The sequence below is a fragment of the Microbacterium cucumeris genome, from assembly GCF_058349845.2.
In genome coordinates, this window is sequence record NZ_JBYRIZ020000001.1 from 848197 (window position 1) to 867705 (window position 19509).

Here is a 19509-nt window from a genome sequence, read left to right on the forward strand (position 1 = left end):
CACCACAGTGAATAGACTCGTGCTCGACGGGGGCCGGGGTCTCCGCGGAGGGAGCAGAATGCGGTCTCGGATGACGATCGTCCTGGGGGCGATCGGGGCGGTCCTGCTGTCCGGTTCCGTCGCGTCGAGCGCCCTGGCCACGCCGCCTGTCACGCTGGATCCCGGGTTCGTCACGGATGACGCCGGAGTGCTGAGTCCCTCGGAGCTGGAGGCCGCCAACGCGCGTCTCGACACGCTGAGTCAAGCCGCAGGCGGCGACCTCTACGTCGTCATCGTCGACGAGTTCACGGATCCGTCGGACAGCGTGGGCTGGGCGAACGACACGGCGGTCGACAACGGACTCGCCGCGGACCAGTACCTGCTCGCCATCGCCACCGAGTCCCGCCAGTACGCCCTCTCGGTCGATGACGCGGGACCGCTCAGCGACAGCGAGATCGACGCGGTCGCGCAGGCGGTCGAGGACCGGCTGCGCGACGACGACTGGGACGGTGCGATCGTCGCCGCCGCCGACGCCTTCCCCGGCCCGTCGAACGCCGGCTGGGTCTTCCTGATCGTCCTTCTCGTGGCCGCCGTCGCCGCGCTCATCGTCTGGCTGGTCGTCCGCGCGCGGAAGAAGGCGCGCGGTGCGCAGCCCGCTGTGGCCGACCCGGACGACCCGTACTCGAGCATCAGCGACGCCGACCTGGAGCGTCAGGCCGGCAGTGCGCTGGTGGCCGCCGACGACGCCATCACGGCGAGCCGAGAGGAGCTCGGCTTCGCCGCCGCCCAGTTCGGCGAGGACTCCATCGCGCCGTTCACCCAGGTGGTGGAGAGCGCGAAGGCGAGGGTCGCCGAGGCGTTCGCGCTCAAGCAACAGCTCGATGACGAGATCGAGGACTCGGTCGAGCAGCGCCGCGCCTGGCACATCCAGATCATCGAGCTGTGCACGGCGGCCGACGAGCTGCTCGACGACAACATCGAAGCCTTCGAGGAGCTCCGCAAGCTCGAGGCGGACGCACCCGCCGCCCTGCAGCGCGTCGAGGTCCGGCGGGCACAGGTGCAGGATGCCGTGACCGCACTGCCCGCGGCGCTGACGACCCTGCGAAGCACCTACGCGGAAGCGGCGCTCAGCACGGTGGCGGACAACCCCGTCCAGGCCGCGGAGCGCCTCGCGCTCGCGGACGCCGAGATCGCAGAGGCCCGCGGGCACCTCACGGCCGGCAAGCGCGGTGAGGCCGCGTTCTCGATCCGCACCGCCGAGCAGGCGATCGTCCAGGCCGAGCAGCTCGCAACAGCGGTGAACACCCTCGGTTCGGGCCTCGCTTCGATCGAGGATCAGGCCAAGGCGCTCATCGCGGATCTCGAGGCCGACCTCGCCGCCGCCGCGCAGGCGCCGGACCCGCACGGGTCGCTGGCGCCCCTCGTCGCCGGCACACGGACCCGCGTGACGGAGTCCGCCGCGGCCCTCACCGGGACCGGCCGGGATCCGCAGCGCCTCGTCGACACGCTCACCGCGGTCAACACCGAGATCGACACCGCGCTGGCGCAGGTGCGGGATGCGGCGGAGCAGGCCCAGCGCACCGAGCGCGCGCTGAGCCAGCGCCTGCTGCAGGCGCAGTCCCAGCTCGCCGCGGCGAACGACTACCTCGCAACCCGTCGCGGTGCGATCGGTCCCACCGCACGCACCCGACTCGCCGAGGCGGATGCGGCGTACCGCGAGGCGGTCGCCGTCCGCGCCTCGGATCCCGCACGCGCCGTCGAACGCGCCACACGCGCCTACCATCTGGCCTCGGAGGCGATCTCCACGGCCGAGAGCGAGGTGCAGTCCTGGAGCCCGAGCGGGCCGTTCGGCACCGGCTACGGGACGCCCGGGCGCGGTTACGGCACCGACAGCGGGCTGGCGGGAGACATTCTCGGCGGCATCCTCGGCGGGCTCTTCGCCGGCGGTGGCGGAGGCGGCGGAGGCGGCTCCTGGAGCGGCGGGAGCAGCTGGCGCTCCAGCGGCGGCAGCAGCAGCCGCGGGCACCGTCCGTCCAGCTTCGGCGGCGGATCGCGCGGAGGCTCGCGCGGCGGACGATCCCGAGGCGGTCGCTTCTGACCCGGCATCCGCAGAATCCGCAGACCTGAACCTTCCAGACACCGTTCCAACCGAAAGGAAACACCATGGCCAAGCAGTCCATCTTCGGGCGCATCTCGACGCTCGTCCGGGCCAACATCAACGCGCTCCTCGACTCCGCCGAGGACCCGCAGAAGATGATCGATCAGCTCGTGCGCGACTACACCAACAGCATCGCGGACGCCGAGGCGGCGATCGCGGAGACGATCGGCAACCTCCGCCTGCTCGAGCGCGATCACGAGGAAGACCTCCAGGCCGCCAAGGACTGGGGCAACAAGGCGCTGGCCGCCAGCCGTAAGGCCGACGAGCTGCGCGCGGCGGGCAGCACGGCGGACGCCGACAAGTTCGACAGCCTCGCCAAGATCGCCCTGCAGCGCCAGATCGGCGAGGAGCGCGACGCCAAGGCGGCCGAGCCGACGATCGCGTCGCAGACCGAGATCGTCGAGAAGCTGAAGAGCGGCCTGAACGGCATGAAGGAGAAGCTCGAGCAGCTCAAGGCGAAGCGCAGCGAACTGCTCGCCCGCGCCAAGGTCGCCGAGGCGCAGACCAAGGTGCAGGACGCGGTCTCGTCGATCAACGTCCTCGACCCGACCAGCGAGCTGGGCCGCTTCGAGGACAAGGTGCGCCGCCAGGAGGCGCTCGCGCAGGGCAAGATCGAGCTGGCCGCGTCCAGCCTCGACGCCCAGTTCGAGAGCCTGGACGACCTCGGTGAGCTCACCGAGGTCGAGGCCCGGCTGGCCGAGCTCAAGGCCGGCGGCCCCCAGGGACAGCTCGAGTCCTGATTTCGCGCGGATGCCCCGGGACCCGGATCCCGGGGCATCCGTTCTCTGGTTCACGGAGGTCGTCATGGCCCACTTCCTCGTCGTCCCGCAGTGGCAGGGCTCCCCGGCTGCACGAGCGATGCTCCTCACCGACGGGGCGGCCGCGATCGCGGGAGATCTGCCCCGGGCCGCCACCACGGTCCTCGACGTCCCGCTCGAGGCGGGCGAGTCCCTCGGGACCGGCGTGCATCGGCTCAGCGCCCTGCAGCGCGTGCGTCAGCTCGTCCGCGATCATCTCGTCCCGGGCGCCGTGCTGATCGGCGGCGACTGCAGCATCACCGTCGCCGCGCTGGACGCCCTGCCCGAGGGCACCGACGACCTCGCCGTGCTGTGGTGCGACGCCCACCCCGATCTGCACACCCCCGATTCGTCCCCGTCCGGCGCGTTCTCCGGCATGGCGCTGCGCGCCGTGCTGGGTGAGGGCGAACCCCGGCTGGCGCTGTCTCCCGGAATCCCCGCGGATCGCGTCGTCGTGCTCGGTGCGCGCGCCGTCGACGAGGGCGAGGAGGAACCGCTCGGCCGCCTCACCGGCCTCTCCGCCGACGCGCTCGACGACCCCGACGCGCTCGCCGACGCGATCGCCGCGACGGGAGCCACCCGGGTGTGGGTGCACATCGACGTCGACGTGTTGGACCCCTCGGAGATCGCCGGGGTCTCCAGCCCCGCGCCGTTCGGCGTCGGCGCTGCCCCGCTGAGCGCTGCCCTGCGGCGTCTGCGGGAACGCGTGCCGCTCGCCGGCGCCACGATCGCCGGCTTCGCACCGCGATCTCCGGTGGACGCTGTCGACGACCTCGGCGCTCTCCTGCGCCTCGTGGGAGCCGTCGCGTGACGGCGGCGACAGACTGGCGCGCACAGGCGCAGGAGGTCTTGGAGCGCGGTCGTCGATTCGACCGCCGCATCCCCGCGTTCCTTCTGCGATCGCCGATCAGCCGCCTCGGATACTGGTGGGGCACCGCCGTCGGCTGGATCTGGGGTTCGCTGTGGAGCACGGGTCGCGTCGAGCGCCGTCACGGGCTCTGGGTGTTCCGCGGGATGCCGCGTTGGACGTTCAACCGCGGCGGGGTCTGCGTGGGCGGGTGCTTCCTCACCGGTGACCGCGCCCCGGACGACGCGATCCTCCGACACGAAGCCGTGCACAAGGCGCAGTGGCTGCGCTACGGGTTCCTGATGCCCGTGCTGTACCTGTTCGCAGGACGCGACCCGCTGCGCAACCGCTTCGAGATCGAGGCCGGCCTCGAGGACGGCAACTACGTGCCCCGCTCGCGGTCGCGGCGCTGATTCAGCGGTCGGAGGGAAGCAGCCCGAACTGCTCCGGCGCGTGGATCGACGAGGTCGGGACGTCCAGGGCGACCGTCAGGTGCTCCACGATGTCGGCCGTGCCGAGGTAGCCGCCGAGCAGCGTGACGGTCGTCGCCGCGCCGTCTTCGCAGAGCATCTCGTCCGCCCATGCGCAGGTCGCGCGGGACAGCGCCATGCCGGGAGTGCAGCCGCGCCCCGTGCCGGGAGCACCCGAACGGGAAGAACGCGCGAGCCACGTGACGGTCATCCGCGGCGGAGCCTGCACCCTGCCGATGCCGGATTCGTCAGCCACTTCGATGAAGATCCGGCCCGTCGCGCACAGCGGCAGCGCGGCCAGGAACATCTCGAGATCCGCGAGCGAGTTCTCGTCGGCCGTCACCAGGTGGTGGGAGCGCTGACGAGCCGCACGGCGCTCAGCGCGTGCGGACCGGTACTCGACGGAAGCGGTGCTCATGATTCCTCCATCGTATCACCGCATGAAGGGTTGCCTAACCTTCGTCGAAATCCGGCGTCACGAGCGCGGTCCGCAGCTGGGCCAGCTCGGCTTCCGTCATCCCCTGCTCGCGGAGATACTGCACCGTCGATCCCCATCGCTCGTCGATCGATGCGAGCAGCGCACGCATGACGGGAGCCGGGGACAGCGTCGCCAGGGCCACGACATGCTGGGCGTCGGGGTGCTGGGAGCGCAGGTATGCCGCGATGCGGCGGTTGCGTTCAGCGGGGAGCTGAGACTCCGTCAGCGCGTAGTCGGCGATGATCGCCTCGCGATCGGCGCCGACCGCGTCCAGGGCGAGGGCGACCGTCACCCCGGTCCGGTCCTTGCCCACCGTGCAGTGCACGAGCGTCCGCTGCCCGCGGGCGATGATGCGCAGCGCCTCCGCCAGCCGCGGCCCGCTCTGCTCCAGCAGGTGACGGTACAGCTCGTCCAGGCTGCTGTCCTCTTCGAAGAAGGACGCCACCGAACCGAGGAAGAGAGGCAGATGCGTGGTCTCGGGACCACGCACGGCCGACGGGTCCGCGGCGACCTCGTCGTCCGCGCGGAGATCGACGATGTGGTCGACGAGACCCGCCAGCGTGCGCGCCCCCTGCTCAGTCGCTCCGGAGAGGTTCGCCGACCTCAGCAGCCGGCCCGGGGCGATGCGGCCGCCGTCCGCCGGCATCCCTCCGACATCCCTGGCGTTCCAGACGCCGTCGACGACGAGGACGGTCATGCGGTCGCCTGGGCGCCGCGGGGCGGGACGGGGTAGCGTCCCGCGACGACGATGCGGTTGAACGCGTTGATCGAGACGCACGCCCAGCTCAGCGCGGCGTACTCCTTCTCGGTGAACACCCCGCCGACGCGGTCGTAGACGTCATCGGGAATCCCGTCCTCGTGGATGAACGTGAACGCCTCCGCGAGCTCCAGCGCGGCGCACTCGCGATCCGAGAACACGCCGCTCTCCCGCCAGGTGGGGATCTGGGTGAGCACGTCGGCGTCCAGCCCCGCGGCGAGCGCGCGGTCGACGTGAATGCGGGTGCAGTACGCGCAGCCGTTGAGCTGCGAGCAATGGATCATGACGATCTCCTTGAGGCGATCGTCGATGCCGTTGGCGGCGCAGATCTCGCCGACGGTCTTGGAGAAGGCATCCAGCGCCTGGTAGGCGGCCGGCTCGGTCCTGGACAGGTGCACGCGCGTCTCGGTCATGCCTCCAGCCTACGGCGCAACCGTCGCAGCACACCGATCGGACTCGAATGCAGACTGACACGCATCTTCGCCACATGTTCACTAATTTGACAACCATAGGACCGAGGAGGCTTGTCATATCGCTCCGGCATTTCGTCGTGACGGTCGTGCAGAGCAGAATATGGACGTGCCGACCGACATCAGCGAGTTCCGCTATCTTCCCGCACAGGCCGAGGCCATCGGCGTCCGACCGCCGGCCGCCGAGCGCATCGGGTTCACGCTCTCCGACGGACGCACGCTCAGCGCTCTGCGGTTCGGCGACGGCGATCCCCGCGTCGTCCTCCTGCACGGGGCCGGTCTCAACGCCCACACCTGGGACACCACGATCCTGCGACTCGGCGTTCCCGCACTGGCGATCGATCTCGCCGGCCACGGCGACTCCTCATGGCGCGACGACCTCGACTACTCGGCGCGCACCCTCGCCGCCGACATCGCCGAGGCGCTCCCGCACTGGTCGCATGCGCCCGTCGTTCTGGTGGGTCAGTCCCTCGGCGGCCTGTGATCGTCGTCGACATCACACCTGGCATCGATGCCTCGGGGCCAGCCGCCCTGCGCGAGTTCTTCCGCGTCTCGGATTTCGCCGACCGCGACGAGCTCGTGGAACGGGCGCTCGCCTTCGGACTGGGCGGGTCGCGCGAGGACACCGAACGCGGGGTGTTCTTCAACTCGCGCATCCGCGAAGACGGTCGCGTGGAATGGAAGCATCACTTCGCGCACCTGGCCGCGCGGGTGTTCGCCGAGCCGCAGGGCGGATCCGCAGCCCCCGGTGCGGTCCTCAGCACGGACGGATGGGACGACCTGGCCGGCGTGTCGGCGCCCCTCACGCTGGTGCGCGCCACGCGCGGCTACGTCACGTCCGCGGACGCCGACGACTACCGGCGACGTCTCCCCCGGGCCGATCTCGTCGAGATCGACGCCACCCACAACGTCCAGGAGACCGCGCCCGACGTGCTCGCCGACCTCATCCGATCCCGCGTAAACGACGGAATGTGACCGCGCATTCCGTCGTTCCCCCATCCCGTACCGCCGCCACCCTAGGCTCGACCCACCCGGCACACCGCACTGCCGCCTGAGAGGACCCGCACTCATGTTCACCCGCACCCGACGGAGACTCACCGCCGTCACCGCCCTCGCCGCCGCAGCGATCGTCCTGAGCGCGTGCACCGGTGCCCCCGAGCCCACCGAGACCTCCGTCGGGGAGCCCGATCCCGACGCCACGCTCACCGTCGGTCTCGTCCTGGAGCCGACCAACCTCGACATCCGTCGCACATCGGGGGCGGCGCTCGAGCAGATCCTCATCGACAACATCTACGAGGGCCTGGTCACGCGCACACAGGACAACGAGATCGAGCCGCGCCTGGCCTCCGAGTACGAGGTGTCCGAAGACGGCCTGACCTACACGTTCACGCTGAACGAGGGCATCGTGTTCCACACCGGGGAGGCGCTCACCTCCGCCGACGTGGTCGCCTCCTACGAAGCGGTCCGCACCGACGAGACCCTTCAGGGGCATGACGACTTCGCGCAGGTGGCGTCGATCACGGCACCGGATGCCGCCACGGTCGTCATCACATTGACCGAGCCCAACCAGAACTTCCTGTTCGCCCTCACCGGGCCCGGGGGCCTGGTGTTCCGCTCCGGCGACACGACGGACCTGCAGACGGCGGAGAACGGCACGGGGCCGTTCACCCTGACACGGTGGAGCAAGGGGTCCTCGATCACCTTCGCCCGCAACGACGCCTATTGGGGAGAAGCCGCCGGCGTCGCCGAGGTCGTCTTCGAGTACATCCCGGACTTCACCTCCGGAGTGAACGCGGCGCTGGACGGCAGCCTGGACGTGCTCACCGCTGTCGACCCGAACCTCGCCCCTCAGCTCGAGGATTCCGGCGACTTCACGCTGACCACCGGGCGCACGACCGACAAGGCGACCCTGGCGTTCAACAACGCCACCGCTCCCCTGGACGATGTCAGGGTCCGCGAGGCGCTGCGCCTGGCCATCGACCACGAGGCTCTCGTCGAGGCCGTCGGTGCGGGGCAGACGCTCTACGGCCCGATCCCCGAGCTCGACCCCGGTTACGAGGACCTCGCAGATGTCGCGCCGTACGATCCCGAGCGCGCCAGGGACCTGCTCGCCGAGGCCGGTCAGGAGGACCTCGAGCTCACGCTGACCATCCCGAACTTCTACGGCACCACGGTGCCCCAGGTGCTCATCAGCGACTTCGCCGAGGTGGGCGTCACGCTCGAGGTCGACTCCGTGGAGTTCGCGACCTGGCTCGAGGACGTCTACACCAACAAGGACTACGAGCTGAGTTTCGTGCTGCACGTCGAACCGCGCGACTTCGGCAACTTCGCAGACCCGACCTACTACTTCGGGTACGACAACCCGGAGGTCCAGTCGCTCTACACCGAGGCGCTCGCCGAGATCGACCCGGAGGCGTCCGCCGAGCTGCTCGCCGAGGCGGCCCGGATCGTGTCCGAGGATCACGCGGCCGACTGGTTGTACAACGGCGCGACGATCACGGCCCTGACCGCCGGGGTCTCGGGCTTCCCCGAGGACTCGATCAACTCCCGCATCAACCTCTCCGGCGTGACGGTCGCGGCCGACTGATCTCCGGATGCTGAGATACGCGCTCACACGAGGAGCCCTGCTGATCGCAGGGCTCCTCGTGTCGAGCGTGCTCATCTTCCTCACCCTGCGGGTCTTCCCGGGTGACGTCGCCCAGCTCATCGCCGGGACCCAGGCGAGCCCGGCCCAGGTCGAGCAGCTGCGTGAGTCCCTGGGGCTGAACCGCCCTCTGCCCGCCCAGTACCTCGACTGGATCGGCGGGATCCTCCGTGGCGACCTCGGCACGTCGCTGCTCTCCGGCGCTTCGGTCGGCGAGGAGCTGGCGCTCAAGGCGCAGGTGACCGTGCCGCTCGGCATCCTGTCGCTCGTCATCGCCCTGCTGATCGCCGTGCCGTTCGGCATCCTGTCCGCTCTGCTGCGCGGCCGAGCCGCCGGGACCGGCCTGAGCGTCGCAGCTCAGGCGCTCGCAGCCGTCCCCGTCGTCTGGGCGGGCATGATGCTCATCGTCGTGTTCGCAGTGTGGCTCGGGTGGCTTCCGGCGCAGGGGTTCCCCCGTGACGGGTGGTCGGAACCGTGGCAGGCGCTGCGCGCGCTGCTCCTCCCCGCCCTGACCATCGGGATCGTCGAGGGGGCGATGCTGATGCGATTCGTCCGCAGCGCCACGCTTGAGGCAGCGGGGCAGGACTTCGTCCGCACCGCGGCCGCGAAGGGGCTCAGCCGGAACCGCGCTCTCATCCAGCACGGCATCCCGGCCGTCGGCCTGTCCATCATCACCGTGCTCGGACTCCAGGTCGCCGGGATCATCGTCGGATCCGTCGTCATCGAGCAGCTGTTCACGCTCCCCGGCATCGGGCGGATGCTCGTGGCGGACGTGGGCACGCGCGACCTCGTCAAGGTGCAGAGCGAACTGCTCGTCCTCACCGGTTTCGTGCTCGTCGTCGGCTTCGTGGTCGATCTCGTCCACCACGTCGTCGATCCCCGGCAGAGGGAGACCGCATGACTCCGCGCTGGCTGCGCGCGCTGTGGGGCTCGGGCACCGGGCGCTTCGGCATCGTCGTCGCGCTGGTGATCGCCCTCACCGCCGTGGTCTCGTTGTTCTGGACGCCGTTCGACCCGCTGTCCACGGATCTCCGCGACCGCTGGGCGACCCCGAGCTGGCCGCACCTGCTCGGCACCGACGGGACGGGCCGCGACATCCTCAGCCTCATCATGGCGGGAGCGCGCACGACGGTGTTCGTGAGCGTGGGAGCGGCGATCGTCGCGACGGTCGTTGGCATCGCACTGGCCGCGCTGGGTGCGCTGACGGCGCGCTGGCTGCGCGAGACCGTCGCGGTGCTGGTCGACATCCTCATCGCCTTCCCCGTCCTGCTCATCGCGATGATGATCTCGTCCGTGTGGGGCGGGTCGCTCTGGGTCGTGATCTGGTCCGTCGGCATCGGCTTCGGCGTCAACATCGCGCGGGTGACCAGGCCGGAGCTGCGCCGCGTGCAGCAGAGCGACTTCGTGCTCGCCGGACGGGCCTCCGGCCTCACCCCGGCGCAGAACCTCGTGCAGCATCTCCTCCCGAACGTCGCCCCCGTGTTCATCGTCCAGTTGTCCTGGTCGATGGCCGTCGCGGTCCTGGCCGAAGCCGGTCTCAGCTACCTCGGCTTCGGCGCCAGCGTCGTCGAGCCGTCCTGGGGCATCCTCCTCGCCGATCTCCAGCGCTACATCGCCGTGCATCCGCTGTCCGTGGTCTGGCCTGGACTCGCGATCACCCTCACGGTGCTCGGGCTCAACCTGCTCGGCGACAGCCTGCGCGAGGCGACCGATCCGACCCTCGCGCACCGCTCCGCCGAGGTCCACACCCCGGAGGTGGTCGCATGACCGCGCCCGCGCACGCCGCTCTCGAGGTCACCGACCTCGTCGTCGAGATCGACGGCCGACGAGTGATCGACGGGATCTCCTTCCGGGTCGGTCCCGGCGAGCGCCTCGGACTGATCGGGGAATCCGGTTCGGGCAAATCCCTGACAGCACTCGCCGTCCTGGGACTCCTCCCCTCCGGCGCGACGGCGAACGGCAGCATCCGGTGGGGCGACACGGAGCTGATCGGCATGCCGGATCGGGAGTTGGCGGGTTACCGGGGCGACGACATCGGCATCGTCTTCCAGGAGCCCCGCACAGCGCTGAACCCGATCCGCACGGTCGGACGCCAGATCGCCGAGTCGTTGCGCATCCACACCGGGATCTCCCGCCGCGAGGCCGCCGCCCGCTCCGTGGAGGAGGCGGCCAGAGTCCGGCTGCCCGATCCCGCGTCGATCGTGAACCGCTATCCGCACCAGCTCTCGGGCGGTCAGCGCCAGCGGGTCGCGATCGCGATGGCCCTCGCCTGCCGACCGCGGCTGCTCATCGCCGACGAGCCCACCACGGCGCTCGACGTCACGATCCAGGCCGAGATCCTGGACCTGCTGCTGTCGCTCGTCGAGGACGAGGGCATGTCTCTCGTCTTCATCACCCATGATCTCGCGGTGCTCGCCCAGGTCGCCACGCACGGCGTGGTCCTCGAGCACGGCAGGATCGTGGAATCCGCCCCGGTCGCGACCCTGCTGAGCGCCCCGTCCTCCCCTATCACCCAGGGTCTGCTTCGCGATGCGACGGCGACGCTCTGGCGGCCGGACGGGGGACCGCGATGAGCGGCGGACGCGACGATGTGCTGATCCGGGCCCGCGGACTGTCCCGCTCGTTCCCGGTGCCGAAGAGGAGCATGTTCGAGCGCTCGCGCACGACCACGGCCCTGCATCCGACGGACCTGGACGTCGCGGCCGGCTCCGCCGTCGGGATCATCGGCGAATCCGGATCCGGCAAGTCCACGCTGGTCCGACTCCTCCTCGGGCTCGACCGGCCCTCCGGCGGATCGATCGAGCTCGAGGGCAGGGCGGTGGATGCCGCCGCCTCCGCCCGATCGCTGCACTGGCTCCGGCGGCTCACGGGCCTGGTCTTCCAGGATCCCTACGCGTCGCTCGACCCTCGGATGAGCGCGGGACGGATCATCGCCGAGCCGCTGCGCGCTCTCGGCGTCCCGGGCGACCACCGCGCGCGCGTCCACGACGTCCTCAGTCGGGTGGGCCTGGAGCCGGAGATGGCGGAGCGGTATCCGCACGAGTTCTCCGGCGGCCAACGGCAGCGCATCGCGCTCGCGCGCGCGATCGTGCACCGCCCGCGGATCCTCGTCGGCGACGAGCCGATGTCGGCACTCGACGTCACTGTGCGCGCCCAGATCCTGCAGCTGCTCGCGGAGCTGCGCCTGAGCGAGCAGCTCACGCTGCTGCTCGTGTCTCACGACATCGGCGTCGTTCAGAATCTCTGCGACACGGTCGTGGTCATGAAGGACGGGCAGGTCGTCGAGCAGGGCGCGACCGACGAGGTGCTGCTGCGACCGCGTCAGGACTACACGCAGGCGCTCCTCGCGGCGATCCCCGTCATCCCGCGACCCGATGAGGCGTGAAGTCCGCGGTCACCTCGGCGAGCGCGATCCCCAGCGGCGGCCCCGGGGCCTGAGTTTGCGCTGCAGGTACACCGAGCCGATGGAGCGGCCGAACTTGTAGCCGACCCTGCCCATCCGACCGACCTCGACGAAACCGAGACGCCGGTGCAGCCGGATCGACGCCTCGGCGCTGCTGTCGCTGATGACCGCCATGATCTCGCGCAGCCCGATGGCTTCGCACGCGTCGATCAGCGCCTGCAGCAGCGCGGTCCCCAGTCCTTTCCCGCCCGCGCCGGGGCCGAGATAGATCGAGTCCTCCACCGTGTACCGATACGAGTTCTTGCCCTGCCAGGGCGACACCAGCGCGTAGCCGATGACGTTCCCCGACGGCGCGACGGCGACGAGGAACGGCAGACCGAGCTTCGAGAGGGTGGCGAACTTCTCCCGCCAGTACCGGTGCGAGCTGCCTTTGTCGTCGAACGTCACCACCGAGTTCGAGACGTAGTGGTTGTAGATCTCGCGCACGTCGGGCAGGTCGCGCGCGGTCGCAGGCCGGATCGTGTAGGCGAACACGTCCGGCTCGGGCTCCGGCTGCCGCAGATGCCGCGGGAGCCGGCGACGCCGATCCCCGGGTTCGAACTGCATGCGCTCAGCTTAGGGCGTGCTCTCCGGCGACCCGCCAGTCCACCGCCGAGGCTCCCTGCTGCTCGAGCAGCGCGTTCGCGCGCGAGAACGGCCGGGACCCGAAGAATCCTCTGTTGGCCGACAGCGGCGACGGGTGCGCCGAGGCGATCACGGGGGTGTCGGCGAGCATCGGCCGCAGACCCGCGGCATCCCTTCCCCACAGCACCGCCACGAGCGGACGGTCACGGGCCGCGAGCGTCCGGATGGCGAGCTCCGTGACCTGCTCCCAGCCCCAGCCGCGGTGCGACGCCGGGGCGCCTGGTCGCACCGTGAGCACGCGGTTCAGCAGCAGCACGCCCTGGTCGCTCCACGCCGTGAGGTCACCGTGCGGCGCCGGCGGAATGCCGAGGTCGGACTCACGCTCCTTGTAGATGTTTCCGAGGCTGCGCGGCAGCGGACGCACGAGGGGATCCACCGCGAACGACAGCCCGATCGGATGACCGGGGGTCGGATACGGGTCCTGCCCGGTGATGAGGACGCGAACGTCGGCGAGCGGCCGCTGGAACGCCCTCAGCACGTCGTGACCCGCGGGAAGGTACCCCCGACCGGCGGCCTGCTCGGCGCGCAGCCGATCTCCCAGGCCCGCGATGACGTCCGCGACCGGGGCGAGGGCGTCCGCCCAGCCGGGATCGATCAGGCCCTCGTCGGCGAGCTGGGACAGCGAGCGCTGCGGCATCGATCAGTCCTCGGTGCGAGGACGCAGCGGGCCCCGCGCGAGGATGTGCTGCGCTGACTGCGCGACGGGGCGCATCGTGACCAGGTCGAGGTTCACGTGCCCCGGGGCGTCGAGCGCGTAGGCGATGACGTCGGCGACGTCCGAGGCCCGCAGCGGCTCCTCGACACCGGAGTAGACGGCGTCGGCGGCGACCTTGTCTCCGCCGAGGCGGTTGAGCGTGAACTCCTCGGTGTGCACCATGCCGGGCGCGATCTCGACGACGCGGATCGGCTCGCCGTTGAGCTCCTGGCGCAGAGCCCGCACGAGCATCGCCTCGGCGGCCTTCGCCGCGTTGTAACCCCCGCCGCCCGGGTACGCCACCTGGGCGGCCGTCGACGTCACGAACACGGTGTCCGCGTGGCCGTCCTGCTCGGACGCGCGGCGCAGCAGCGGAAGGATGCCGGCGACGAGGCGCTGCGTGGCGAGGACGTTGACGTCGTACATCCACTGCCAGTCCTCGATCGCACCGTCCTCGACGCGGTCGGTGCCCCGCGCTCCGCCCGCGACCTGCACGAGCGCGTGGACGGGTCCGGAGGACTCGAGCTCGGACACGAGGGCGGCGACCGCCGCGGCGTCGGTGAGGTCGCACGAGATCGCCGAGGCTCCGATCTCGGCCACGAGGGCGGCGAGACGGTCCTCACGGCGCGCGACGCCGACGACGTCCCAGCCGCGAGAGCGCAGTGCGCGCACAGTCGCCTCCCCGATCCCCGAGCTCGCACCGGTCACCACTGCACGCCTTGTCACCATGCCATCCACCGTACGACGTTTCCACCGGATTTCCGCGCGCGCGAGTGTTACGTCACATTTCCCGTCTGTTGTTGACATGACGCGTGCTTCCGTACTGTCTCTGAAACGGCATCCGCCATACCCGAATCCGAGAGTTCCAGGGGGAACCAATGTCCGCACCCGAGTCCTGGCGTTTCGAGACCAAGCAGATCCACTCGGGCGCCGCCCCGGATCCGGTCACCAAGGCCCGTGCCACGCCGATCTACCAGACCACGTCGTACGTGTTCGACAACGCGGACCACGCAGCGAACCTTTTCGCCCTGGCGGAGTTCGGGAACATCTACACCCGCATCCAGAACCCGACGCAGGACGTCGTCGAGCAGCGCGTCGCGGCGCTCGAGGGAGGCACCGGCGCCCTGCTCCTCTCCAGTGGTCAGGCCGCCTCCACGTTCGCCGTGCTGAACATCGCCGAGGCGGGCGACCACATCGTCTCCTCGAGCTCGATCTACGGCGGCACGTACAACCTCTTCAAGTACACCCTCGCCAAGCTCGGCATCGAGACGACCTTCGTCGAGAACCAGGACGACGCCGAGGAGTGGCGTCGCGCCGTCCGCCCGAACACGAAGCTGTTCTTCGCCGAGACCGTGGGCAACCCCAAGATCAACGTGCTCGACATCCGCGCGGTCTCCGACGTCGCGCACACCGCCGGCGTCCCGCTGATCGTGGACAACACGATCGCGACACCCTACCTGCTGCGTCCGTTCGAGCACGGCGCCGACATCGTGATCCACTCCGCGACGAAGTTCCTCGGCGGTCACGGCACGACGATCGGCGGAGTCATCGTCGACGGCGGAACCTTCGAGTGGTCGAAGAACGTCGAGCGCTTCCCCGGCCTCACCGAGCCCGACCCCTCCTACCACGGCGCCAGCTACACGACGGCGGTCGGCGACTCGCTGGCCTACATCATCAAGGCGCGCGTGCAGCTGCTGCGCGACCTCGGCTCGGCGATCTCTCCGCAGAGCGCCTGGCAGCTCATCCAGGGCATCGAGACCCTGTCGCTGCGCGTCGAGCGCCACGTGCAGAACGCGCAGGAGATCGCCGAGTGGCTGGACGACCACGCGGACGTCGCGAGCGTCAACTACTCGGGTCTTCCCACGTCTCCGTGGTACGCCAAGGCCAACGAGTACCTGCCCCAGGGGGTCGGAGCCGTGCTCTCCTTCGAGCTCAAGGGCGGTGTCGAGGCGGGCCGCGAGTTCGTCAACAGCCTGTCGCTGTTCAGCCACCTCGCCAACATCGGCGACGTGCGCTCGCTCGTGATCCACCCGGCGTCGACCACGCACTCGCAGCTCACCCCCGAGCAGCAGCTGACCGCCGGCGTCACGCCGGGTCTCGTGCGCCTCTCGGTGGGCCTGGAGAACGTCGACGATCTGAAGGCGGACCTCGAGCAGGCCCTCGCCGCCGCGCGCCGCGTCTCCGACGCCGCGCGCGCCTGACCCTCCTCCTCAGGGACACGGATGCCCCGGGCCGCACGGTCCGGGGCATCCGCTGCGTGCGGCCTCATCGGGCGCGTCAGCGTGCGCGGACGCCGTGGCCTGCGAGTTCCTCGAGCAGAGCGGCGTGACCGGCATCCAGATGCCAGTGGACCGAGCGCATCCCCGCCTCTCGAGCGGCGAGGACGTTGCGCTCGCTGTCATCGATGAACAGGATGCTCTCCGGCTCCGCAGCCAAGGATGCCACCACGGCGCTGAAGAAGCCCGCATCCGGCTTGGCGGCCTTCAGCTCGCACGAGTAGAAGCAGGTGTCGAAGAGGTCGGCGTACCCGAGCGCCGTCTGCATGTGCGCGGCGCGGTACGGCTCCTGGTTGGTCCCGAGGTGCACGCGGTACCCCGCCTCCCTCAGCCGCGCCACCAGGGCGAGGGATTCCGGATGCGGATCGATCCGGTACCAGACGTCGGCGAGCACGTCGTCGACGTGTGCCGCGACGCCGTACTCCTCCAGCGTCGCTGCGAGCATCGGACGGTAGTCGCCGATGCCCGCGAGCGTCGGCCGCTCGTCCTTCCAGGTCGCGTGCAGGAACTCCCGGGAGCGATCGCCCACATACGGCTCCATGGCGGCGTACCATCCGCCGGGGATCTCCTGGATCACACCGTCGGCGTCGAACAGCAGGTGGGCGATCGGAACGGGCGGCACGCGATCACCCTATCGCCGGCGCACGCGTCGCGCGGATTCGCACCGATCTCGCAGGAATCCGCGGGATCCGTGCGAGATCCGTGCTGTTCTGCGAGATCCGTGTCGACGTAACCTTCCGCCGCCGTGTCCGGAACCGGGCGAGAATGGAGGCATGGACTGGCAGACGACGTCGGAGGAGACCGTGCCCTCGCGGCGCGTGACCGAGGCGCAGGCCAGCATGATGCGCGCCCGGCCGCCGGTCACCGGCGCCTGGCGCGACGGCGACCCGATCGGCGAGCGCCGGTTCGCCGCGTTCGGCGCCTTCCGCACCGAGAGCGGCCAGGAGCTCCCCGGCATCCGGATCGCGTACGAGACCTGGGGTGAGCTGAGTCCCGAGCGCGACAACGCGATCCTCATCACCCACGCTCTTACCGGCGACAGCCACGTGCGCGGCGATGCCGTGCCCGGTCACGCCACGGCGGGCTGGTGGAGCGACATCGTCGGCCCCGGCGCCGCCATCGACACCGACCGCTGGTTCGTCGTCGCCCCCAACATCCTCGGCGGATGCCAGGGGTCCACCGGTCCCGCGAGCATCGCCCCGGACGGCTACGAGTGGGCATCCCGCTTCCCCTACCTCACGGTCCGCGACCAGGTCGCCGCACAGGTCAGGCTGGCCGATGCGCTCGGCATCGATCGCTGGGGCGCGGTCGTCGGCGGCTCCATGGGCGGCATGCACGCGCTGGAGTGGGCGGTCACGCACCCCGAGCGCGTCGGGCGCCTCGCAGTGCTGGCCTCTCCCCCGGCGAGCACGGCGGACCAGATCGCCTCGAACATGCTGCAGCTGGAGACCATCCGGATGGATCCGCGCTTCGAGGGAGGCGAGTACTACGACGCGCCCACCGGCGAGGGCCCGCACCGCGGCCTCGCGCTCGCGCGCCGCATGGCGATGCTGAACTACCGCTCCCCGATCGAGCTGAACAGCCGTTTCCAGCGGTCCTGGCAGTCGGATCTCTCCCCACTCGGACACGGCGGGCGCTTCGCGGTGGAGAGCTATCTCGACTTCCACGGCAACAAGTTCACGCGTCGTTTCGACGCCAACAGCTACATCACGCTCGTCGAGGCGATGAACTCGCACGATGTCGGCCGCGACCGAGGCGGCATCGAGGACGCCCTGCGCACCGTGACGGCGACGACGCTCGTCCTCGGCATCGACACCGACCGGCTCTTCCCGCTGGAGGGACAGCACCGCATCGCCCGCAGCATCCCGAACACGCTCGACGGCGACGCTGCCGTCGTGATCTCGAGCGACTTCGGCCACGACGGCTTCCTCATCGAGACCGATGTCGTGGGCGATCATCTGCGGCGGCTGCTCGCCGCCTGACCGCTGCTCAGTCCCGCCGATAGCGCCAGGGCCGCACCGCCGTCTCCAGGCGATGCACGCCCTCGCCGCCGTCCGGATGCCGCGCATCCCCCGCCCAGCAGAACACGTCGCCGGGGAGCAGTCGGGTCGCGAAGGTCGGGGCGTCGGAGGCCGCTGCCAGTGCTTCGGCCGCGGATGCATATCCCACGAGGCCGTGCAGCGTCACCCACGTGGGCGGGAAGAGCTCGATGTCGCCGGCCGCATGGCGTTCCAGCGCTTCCACGGGTCCGATCCAGCGCCAGTCCACCACCTCGTCCGGCGAGGGTACGACCGCCCCGCCAGGGTCCGCCGCAAGGAAGAACCACGTCCCGACGCGCTTCGGCGCCTGCGCGGGCGGGATCCAGCGCGACAGCGGGACGAGATCCACGGGATGCAGCCCCACCTCCTCGGCGCACTCCCGTGCGGCGGCGGCGCGCGCGGCATCCTGCCCCGTCCCGCCCTCGGTGCGGTCGCCGTCCTCGACGAGTCCGCCCGGGAACACCCAGGCATCCGCGAACGAGCCGCGGGCCGGGCGGCGCAGGATCAGCACCTCGACCGTCGCGGCGCCGTCGCGCACCAGGACAACGGTTCCGGCGAGGGGCAGACCGTCCGTCATGCAGCCACTCTACGAGTTCAGGCGGGAACCGGAGCGCGCTGCACGCGGTACGCCAGCATCGTGATGCCCAGGCCGATTGCGGCGAGCAGTGCTCCGATCCATGCCGGCGCGGTGTACCCCCAGCCGAGCGCGATGACGGTGCCGCCGAGGAACGCTCCCAGGCTGTTGCCGATGTTCAGCGCGGAGTGGTTCAGCGCCGCGGCGATCGACTGGTTGTCCCCTGCGACATCCATGAGACGCGTCTGGATCGCGGGGCTCAGCAGGGACGACACCGCCCCGACCCCCAGCGCGAGCAGTCCCAGCAGCACGATGTGGAACGACAGCACCGCGAGCAGGACCAGGATGCCGGCGAGCACCGCCATCCCGATCACGAGGGTGCGGCGCAGATCCCGGTCGGCGACGTAGCCGCCCACCAGGTTGCCGACCGTCATGCCGATGCCGACGAGCACGAGCACGATGGGTACGGCCCATTCCGGGGCCCCGGCGACCTCGGTGACGAGCGGCGAGACGTAGCTGTAAACCGCGAAGAATCCGCCGAAGCCGATGGCACCGATCCCCAGCGTCAGCCACACCTGGCCGACACGGAACACCCCGAACTCGCCGAGCATGCTCCGCCCGGGGTCTCCGGGGTGTTCGGGGACGAACAGGGCGATGCACAGCGTCGCGAGGGCGAAGACGACGGCCACGACGAGGAACGCCGTGCGCCATCCGAAGCTCTGGCCGAGGAACGTTCCGAGGGGCACCCCGACGACGTTGGCGATCGTGAGGCCGGTGAGGATGAACGCCGCGCCCTGAGCGCGCCGGCCCGGTCCCAGCACGTCCGCGGCGACCAGGGCGCCGATGCCGAAGTAAGCGCCGTGCGGCAGGCCCGCCAGCAGCCGGGACGCGCCGACGAGGCCGAAACTCGGCAGCACGACCGTGAGTGCGTTGAAGACCGTCAGTGCAAGTGCGAGTCCGATCATCACGCGGTGCCGAGGGAACCGTGCCACGAGGCCCGCGATGGTCGGAGCGCCGATCACGACGCCGAGCGCGTACAGCGAGATGAGCAGGCCGGCGCGCCCGATCGCCTCCTCGGGTGAGGCTGCCCAGAGATCGGGCAGCAGGTCCCGTGCGATGTCCGGGAGCAGCCCCATGGCGACGAACTCGGTCATGCCGATGCCGAAGGAGCCGATGGCGAGAGAGAGGAGCGCCTTCGTCGCCGCACCCCTCGAGAGTGTCGAGGAGTGGTTCACCCGT

22 protein-coding genes are annotated in these 19509 nt (G+C 70.5%); 13 read left to right on the plus strand and 9 right to left on the minus strand.

Annotation, left to right across the window (positions count from 1 at the left end; all coding sequences use genetic code 11):
- Positions 1 to 70 precede the first annotated feature (70 nt).
- The 4 genes from AC3RXZ_RS04240 to AC3RXZ_RS04255 all read left to right on the plus strand — a co-directional run bounded on the left by AC3RXZ_RS04240 (position 71) and on the right by AC3RXZ_RS04255 (position 4194).
- Positions 71 to 2077, plus strand: a complete 2007-nt coding sequence (locus AC3RXZ_RS04240) for a TPM domain-containing protein (protein ID WP_491493255.1) — start codon at positions 71 to 73, stop codon at positions 2075 to 2077.
- A 65-nt stretch (positions 2078 to 2142) separates the two neighbouring features.
- A complete protein-coding gene (locus AC3RXZ_RS04245; RefSeq protein WP_243224931.1) occupies positions 2143 to 2877 on the plus strand; it encodes a PspA/IM30 family protein in 735 nt (244 codons plus the stop codon).
- 64 nt (positions 2878 to 2941) lie between these two features.
- Positions 2942 to 3745 carry an arginase family protein gene (locus AC3RXZ_RS04250; protein WP_243224930.1) on the plus strand — a complete coding sequence of 268 codons (804 nt, stop codon included), beginning with the start codon at positions 2942 to 2944 and terminating at the stop codon, positions 3743 to 3745.
- On the plus strand, positions 3742 to 4194 hold the full coding sequence (locus tag AC3RXZ_RS04255; protein WP_491493256.1) for a Fe-S oxidoreductase: 453 nt from the start codon (positions 3742 to 3744) through the stop codon (positions 4192 to 4194). Before AC3RXZ_RS04250 ends, AC3RXZ_RS04255 begins: the two co-directional genes overlap by 4 nt.
- Position 4195: 1 nt before the next feature.
- Here the strand turns inward: AC3RXZ_RS04255 and AC3RXZ_RS04260 are convergent, their stop codons facing one another.
- Genes AC3RXZ_RS04260 through AC3RXZ_RS04270 form a run of 3 tightly spaced genes read right to left on the minus strand, consistent with a single transcriptional unit; the run spans position 4196 to position 5899 of the window.
- Positions 4196 to 4669, minus strand: a complete 474-nt coding sequence (locus tag AC3RXZ_RS04260; protein WP_243224928.1) for an SIP domain-containing protein — start codon at positions 4667 to 4669, stop codon at positions 4196 to 4198.
- A gap of 34 nt (positions 4670 to 4703) precedes the next feature.
- A complete protein-coding gene (locus AC3RXZ_RS04265) occupies positions 4704 to 5426 on the minus strand; it encodes a tyrosine-protein phosphatase (protein WP_243224927.1) in 723 nt (240 codons plus the stop codon).
- Entirely contained in the window at positions 5423 to 5899 is a 477-nt protein-coding gene (locus AC3RXZ_RS04270; protein ID WP_491493257.1) for a carboxymuconolactone decarboxylase family protein, read from the minus strand. Before AC3RXZ_RS04270 ends, AC3RXZ_RS04265 begins: the two co-directional genes overlap by 4 nt.
- 166 nt (positions 5900 to 6065) lie before the next feature.
- Here AC3RXZ_RS04270 and AC3RXZ_RS04275 point away from each other — a divergent pair, with 166 nt between their 5' ends.
- The 7 genes from AC3RXZ_RS04275 to AC3RXZ_RS04305 all read left to right on the plus strand — a co-directional run bounded on the left by AC3RXZ_RS04275 (position 6066) and on the right by AC3RXZ_RS04305 (position 11985).
- A complete protein-coding gene (locus AC3RXZ_RS04275) occupies positions 6066 to 6440 on the plus strand; it encodes an alpha/beta fold hydrolase (RefSeq protein WP_491493258.1) in 375 nt (124 codons plus the stop codon).
- Entirely contained in the window at positions 6437 to 6931 is a 495-nt protein-coding gene (locus AC3RXZ_RS04280; RefSeq protein ID WP_491493259.1) for an alpha/beta fold hydrolase, read from the plus strand. Before AC3RXZ_RS04275 ends, AC3RXZ_RS04280 begins: the two co-directional genes overlap by 4 nt.
- A gap of 94 nt (positions 6932 to 7025) precedes the next feature.
- Positions 7026 to 8543, plus strand: coding sequence for an ABC transporter substrate-binding protein (locus tag AC3RXZ_RS04285; RefSeq protein WP_243224924.1), 1518 nt, complete (start codon positions 7026 to 7028; stop codon positions 8541 to 8543).
- Positions 8544 to 8550: 7 nt separating this feature from the next.
- Positions 8551 to 9501, plus strand: a complete 951-nt coding sequence (locus AC3RXZ_RS04290) for an ABC transporter permease (protein WP_491493260.1) — start codon at positions 8551 to 8553, stop codon at positions 9499 to 9501.
- Positions 9498 to 10367, plus strand: coding sequence for an ABC transporter permease (locus AC3RXZ_RS04295; protein WP_243224922.1), 870 nt, complete (start codon positions 9498 to 9500; stop codon positions 10365 to 10367). Before AC3RXZ_RS04290 ends, AC3RXZ_RS04295 begins: the two co-directional genes overlap by 4 nt.
- Positions 10364 to 11173 carry an ATP-binding cassette domain-containing protein gene (locus AC3RXZ_RS04300; protein WP_243224921.1) on the plus strand — a complete coding sequence of 270 codons (810 nt, stop codon included), beginning with the start codon at positions 10364 to 10366 and terminating at the stop codon, positions 11171 to 11173. The genes AC3RXZ_RS04295 and AC3RXZ_RS04300 overlap by 4 nt, the downstream gene beginning before the upstream one ends.
- A complete protein-coding gene (locus tag AC3RXZ_RS04305; RefSeq protein WP_491493261.1) occupies positions 11170 to 11985 on the plus strand; it encodes an ABC transporter ATP-binding protein in 816 nt (271 codons plus the stop codon). Before AC3RXZ_RS04300 ends, AC3RXZ_RS04305 begins: the two co-directional genes overlap by 4 nt.
- Before the next feature lie 9 nt (positions 11986 to 11994).
- On the opposite strand, the gene AC3RXZ_RS04310 is transcribed toward AC3RXZ_RS04305, so the two are convergent.
- From AC3RXZ_RS04310 to AC3RXZ_RS04320, 3 genes are read right to left on the minus strand one after another with little or no spacing between them, the layout of a single operon-like run.
- Positions 11995 to 12609, minus strand: coding sequence for a GNAT family N-acetyltransferase (locus tag AC3RXZ_RS04310; protein WP_243224919.1), 615 nt, complete (start codon positions 12607 to 12609; stop codon positions 11995 to 11997).
- 4 nt (positions 12610 to 12613) lie between these two features.
- Entirely contained in the window at positions 12614 to 13324 is a 711-nt protein-coding gene (locus AC3RXZ_RS04315) for a uracil-DNA glycosylase (RefSeq protein ID WP_243224918.1), read from the minus strand.
- 3 nt (positions 13325 to 13327) lie between these two features.
- The gene (locus tag AC3RXZ_RS04320; RefSeq protein ID WP_491493262.1) at positions 13328 to 14110 is read right to left on the minus strand and encodes an SDR family oxidoreductase; all 783 of its coding nucleotides are present in this window, start codon (positions 14108 to 14110) and stop codon (positions 13328 to 13330) included.
- A 149-nt stretch (positions 14111 to 14259) separates the two neighbouring features.
- On the opposite strand from AC3RXZ_RS04320, the gene AC3RXZ_RS04325 reads away from it, so the two are divergent.
- Complete coding sequence (locus AC3RXZ_RS04325) at positions 14260 to 15582, plus strand: bifunctional o-acetylhomoserine/o-acetylserine sulfhydrylase (RefSeq protein ID WP_243224916.1); 1323 nt, start codon at positions 14260 to 14262, stop codon at positions 15580 to 15582.
- 76 nt (positions 15583 to 15658) lie between these two features.
- Here AC3RXZ_RS04325 and AC3RXZ_RS04330 read toward each other — a convergent pair whose 3' ends face one another.
- On the minus strand, positions 15659 to 16279 hold the full coding sequence (locus AC3RXZ_RS04330) for an HAD family hydrolase (protein ID WP_491493263.1): 621 nt from the start codon (positions 16277 to 16279) through the stop codon (positions 15659 to 15661).
- 151 nt (positions 16280 to 16430) lie between these two features.
- Here AC3RXZ_RS04330 and metX point away from each other — a divergent pair, with 151 nt between their 5' ends.
- Complete coding sequence (gene metX / locus AC3RXZ_RS04335) at positions 16431 to 17639, plus strand: homoserine O-acetyltransferase MetX (protein ID WP_243224914.1); 1209 nt, start codon at positions 16431 to 16433, stop codon at positions 17637 to 17639.
- 7 nt (positions 17640 to 17646) lie between these two features.
- Here the strand turns inward: metX and AC3RXZ_RS04340 are convergent, their stop codons facing one another.
- Complete coding sequence (locus AC3RXZ_RS04340; protein WP_243224913.1) at positions 17647 to 18273, minus strand: NUDIX domain-containing protein; 627 nt, start codon at positions 18271 to 18273, stop codon at positions 17647 to 17649.
- 17 nt (positions 18274 to 18290) lie between these two features.
- Positions 18291 to 19505, minus strand: coding sequence for an MFS transporter (locus AC3RXZ_RS04345; protein ID WP_308220832.1), 1215 nt, complete (start codon positions 19503 to 19505; stop codon positions 18291 to 18293).
- Between the last annotated feature and the right edge of the window lie 4 nt (positions 19506 to 19509).

What these genes read in the sequence shown, in the direction of transcription:
- AC3RXZ_RS04240 (WP_491493255.1), top strand. Translation starts at nt 71, where the DNA reads ATGACGATCGTCCTGGGGGCGATCGGGGCGGTCCTGCTGTCCGGTTCC.
- AC3RXZ_RS04245 (WP_243224931.1), top strand. Translation starts at nt 2,143, where the DNA reads ATGGCCAAGCAGTCCATCTTCGGGCGCATCTCGACGCTCGTCCGGGCC.
- AC3RXZ_RS04250 (WP_243224930.1), top strand. Translation starts at nt 2,942, where the DNA reads ATGGCCCACTTCCTCGTCGTCCCGCAGTGGCAGGGCTCCCCGGCTGCA.
- AC3RXZ_RS04260 (WP_243224928.1), bottom strand. Translation starts at nt 4,669, where the DNA reads ATGAGCACCGCTTCCGTCGAGTACCGGTCCGCACGCGCTGAGCGCCGT.
- AC3RXZ_RS04265 (WP_243224927.1), bottom strand. Translation starts at nt 5,426, where the DNA reads ATGACCGTCCTCGTCGTCGACGGCGTCTGGAACGCCAGGGATGTCGGA.
- AC3RXZ_RS04270 (WP_491493257.1), bottom strand. Translation starts at nt 5,899, where the DNA reads ATGACCGAGACGCGCGTGCACCTGTCCAGGACCGAGCCGGCCGCCTAC.
- AC3RXZ_RS04285 (WP_243224924.1), top strand. Translation starts at nt 7,026, where the DNA reads ATGTTCACCCGCACCCGACGGAGACTCACCGCCGTCACCGCCCTCGCC.
- AC3RXZ_RS04290 (WP_491493260.1), top strand. Translation starts at nt 8,551, where the DNA reads ATGCTGAGATACGCGCTCACACGAGGAGCCCTGCTGATCGCAGGGCTC.
- AC3RXZ_RS04295 (WP_243224922.1), top strand. Translation starts at nt 9,498, where the DNA reads ATGACTCCGCGCTGGCTGCGCGCGCTGTGGGGCTCGGGCACCGGGCGC.
- AC3RXZ_RS04300 (WP_243224921.1), top strand. Translation starts at nt 10,364, where the DNA reads ATGACCGCGCCCGCGCACGCCGCTCTCGAGGTCACCGACCTCGTCGTC.
- AC3RXZ_RS04305 (WP_491493261.1), top strand. Translation starts at nt 11,170, where the DNA reads ATGAGCGGCGGACGCGACGATGTGCTGATCCGGGCCCGCGGACTGTCC.
- AC3RXZ_RS04310 (WP_243224919.1), bottom strand. Translation starts at nt 12,609, where the DNA reads ATGCAGTTCGAACCCGGGGATCGGCGTCGCCGGCTCCCGCGGCATCTG.
- AC3RXZ_RS04315 (WP_243224918.1), bottom strand. Translation starts at nt 13,324, where the DNA reads ATGCCGCAGCGCTCGCTGTCCCAGCTCGCCGACGAGGGCCTGATCGAT.
- AC3RXZ_RS04320 (WP_491493262.1), bottom strand. Translation starts at nt 14,110, where the DNA reads ATGGTGACAAGGCGTGCAGTGGTGACCGGTGCGAGCTCGGGGATCGGG.
- AC3RXZ_RS04325 (WP_243224916.1), top strand. Translation starts at nt 14,260, where the DNA reads ATGTCCGCACCCGAGTCCTGGCGTTTCGAGACCAAGCAGATCCACTCG.
- metX (WP_243224914.1), top strand. Translation starts at nt 16,431, where the DNA reads ATGGACTGGCAGACGACGTCGGAGGAGACCGTGCCCTCGCGGCGCGTG.
- AC3RXZ_RS04340 (WP_243224913.1), bottom strand. Translation starts at nt 18,273, where the DNA reads ATGACGGACGGTCTGCCCCTCGCCGGAACCGTTGTCCTGGTGCGCGAC.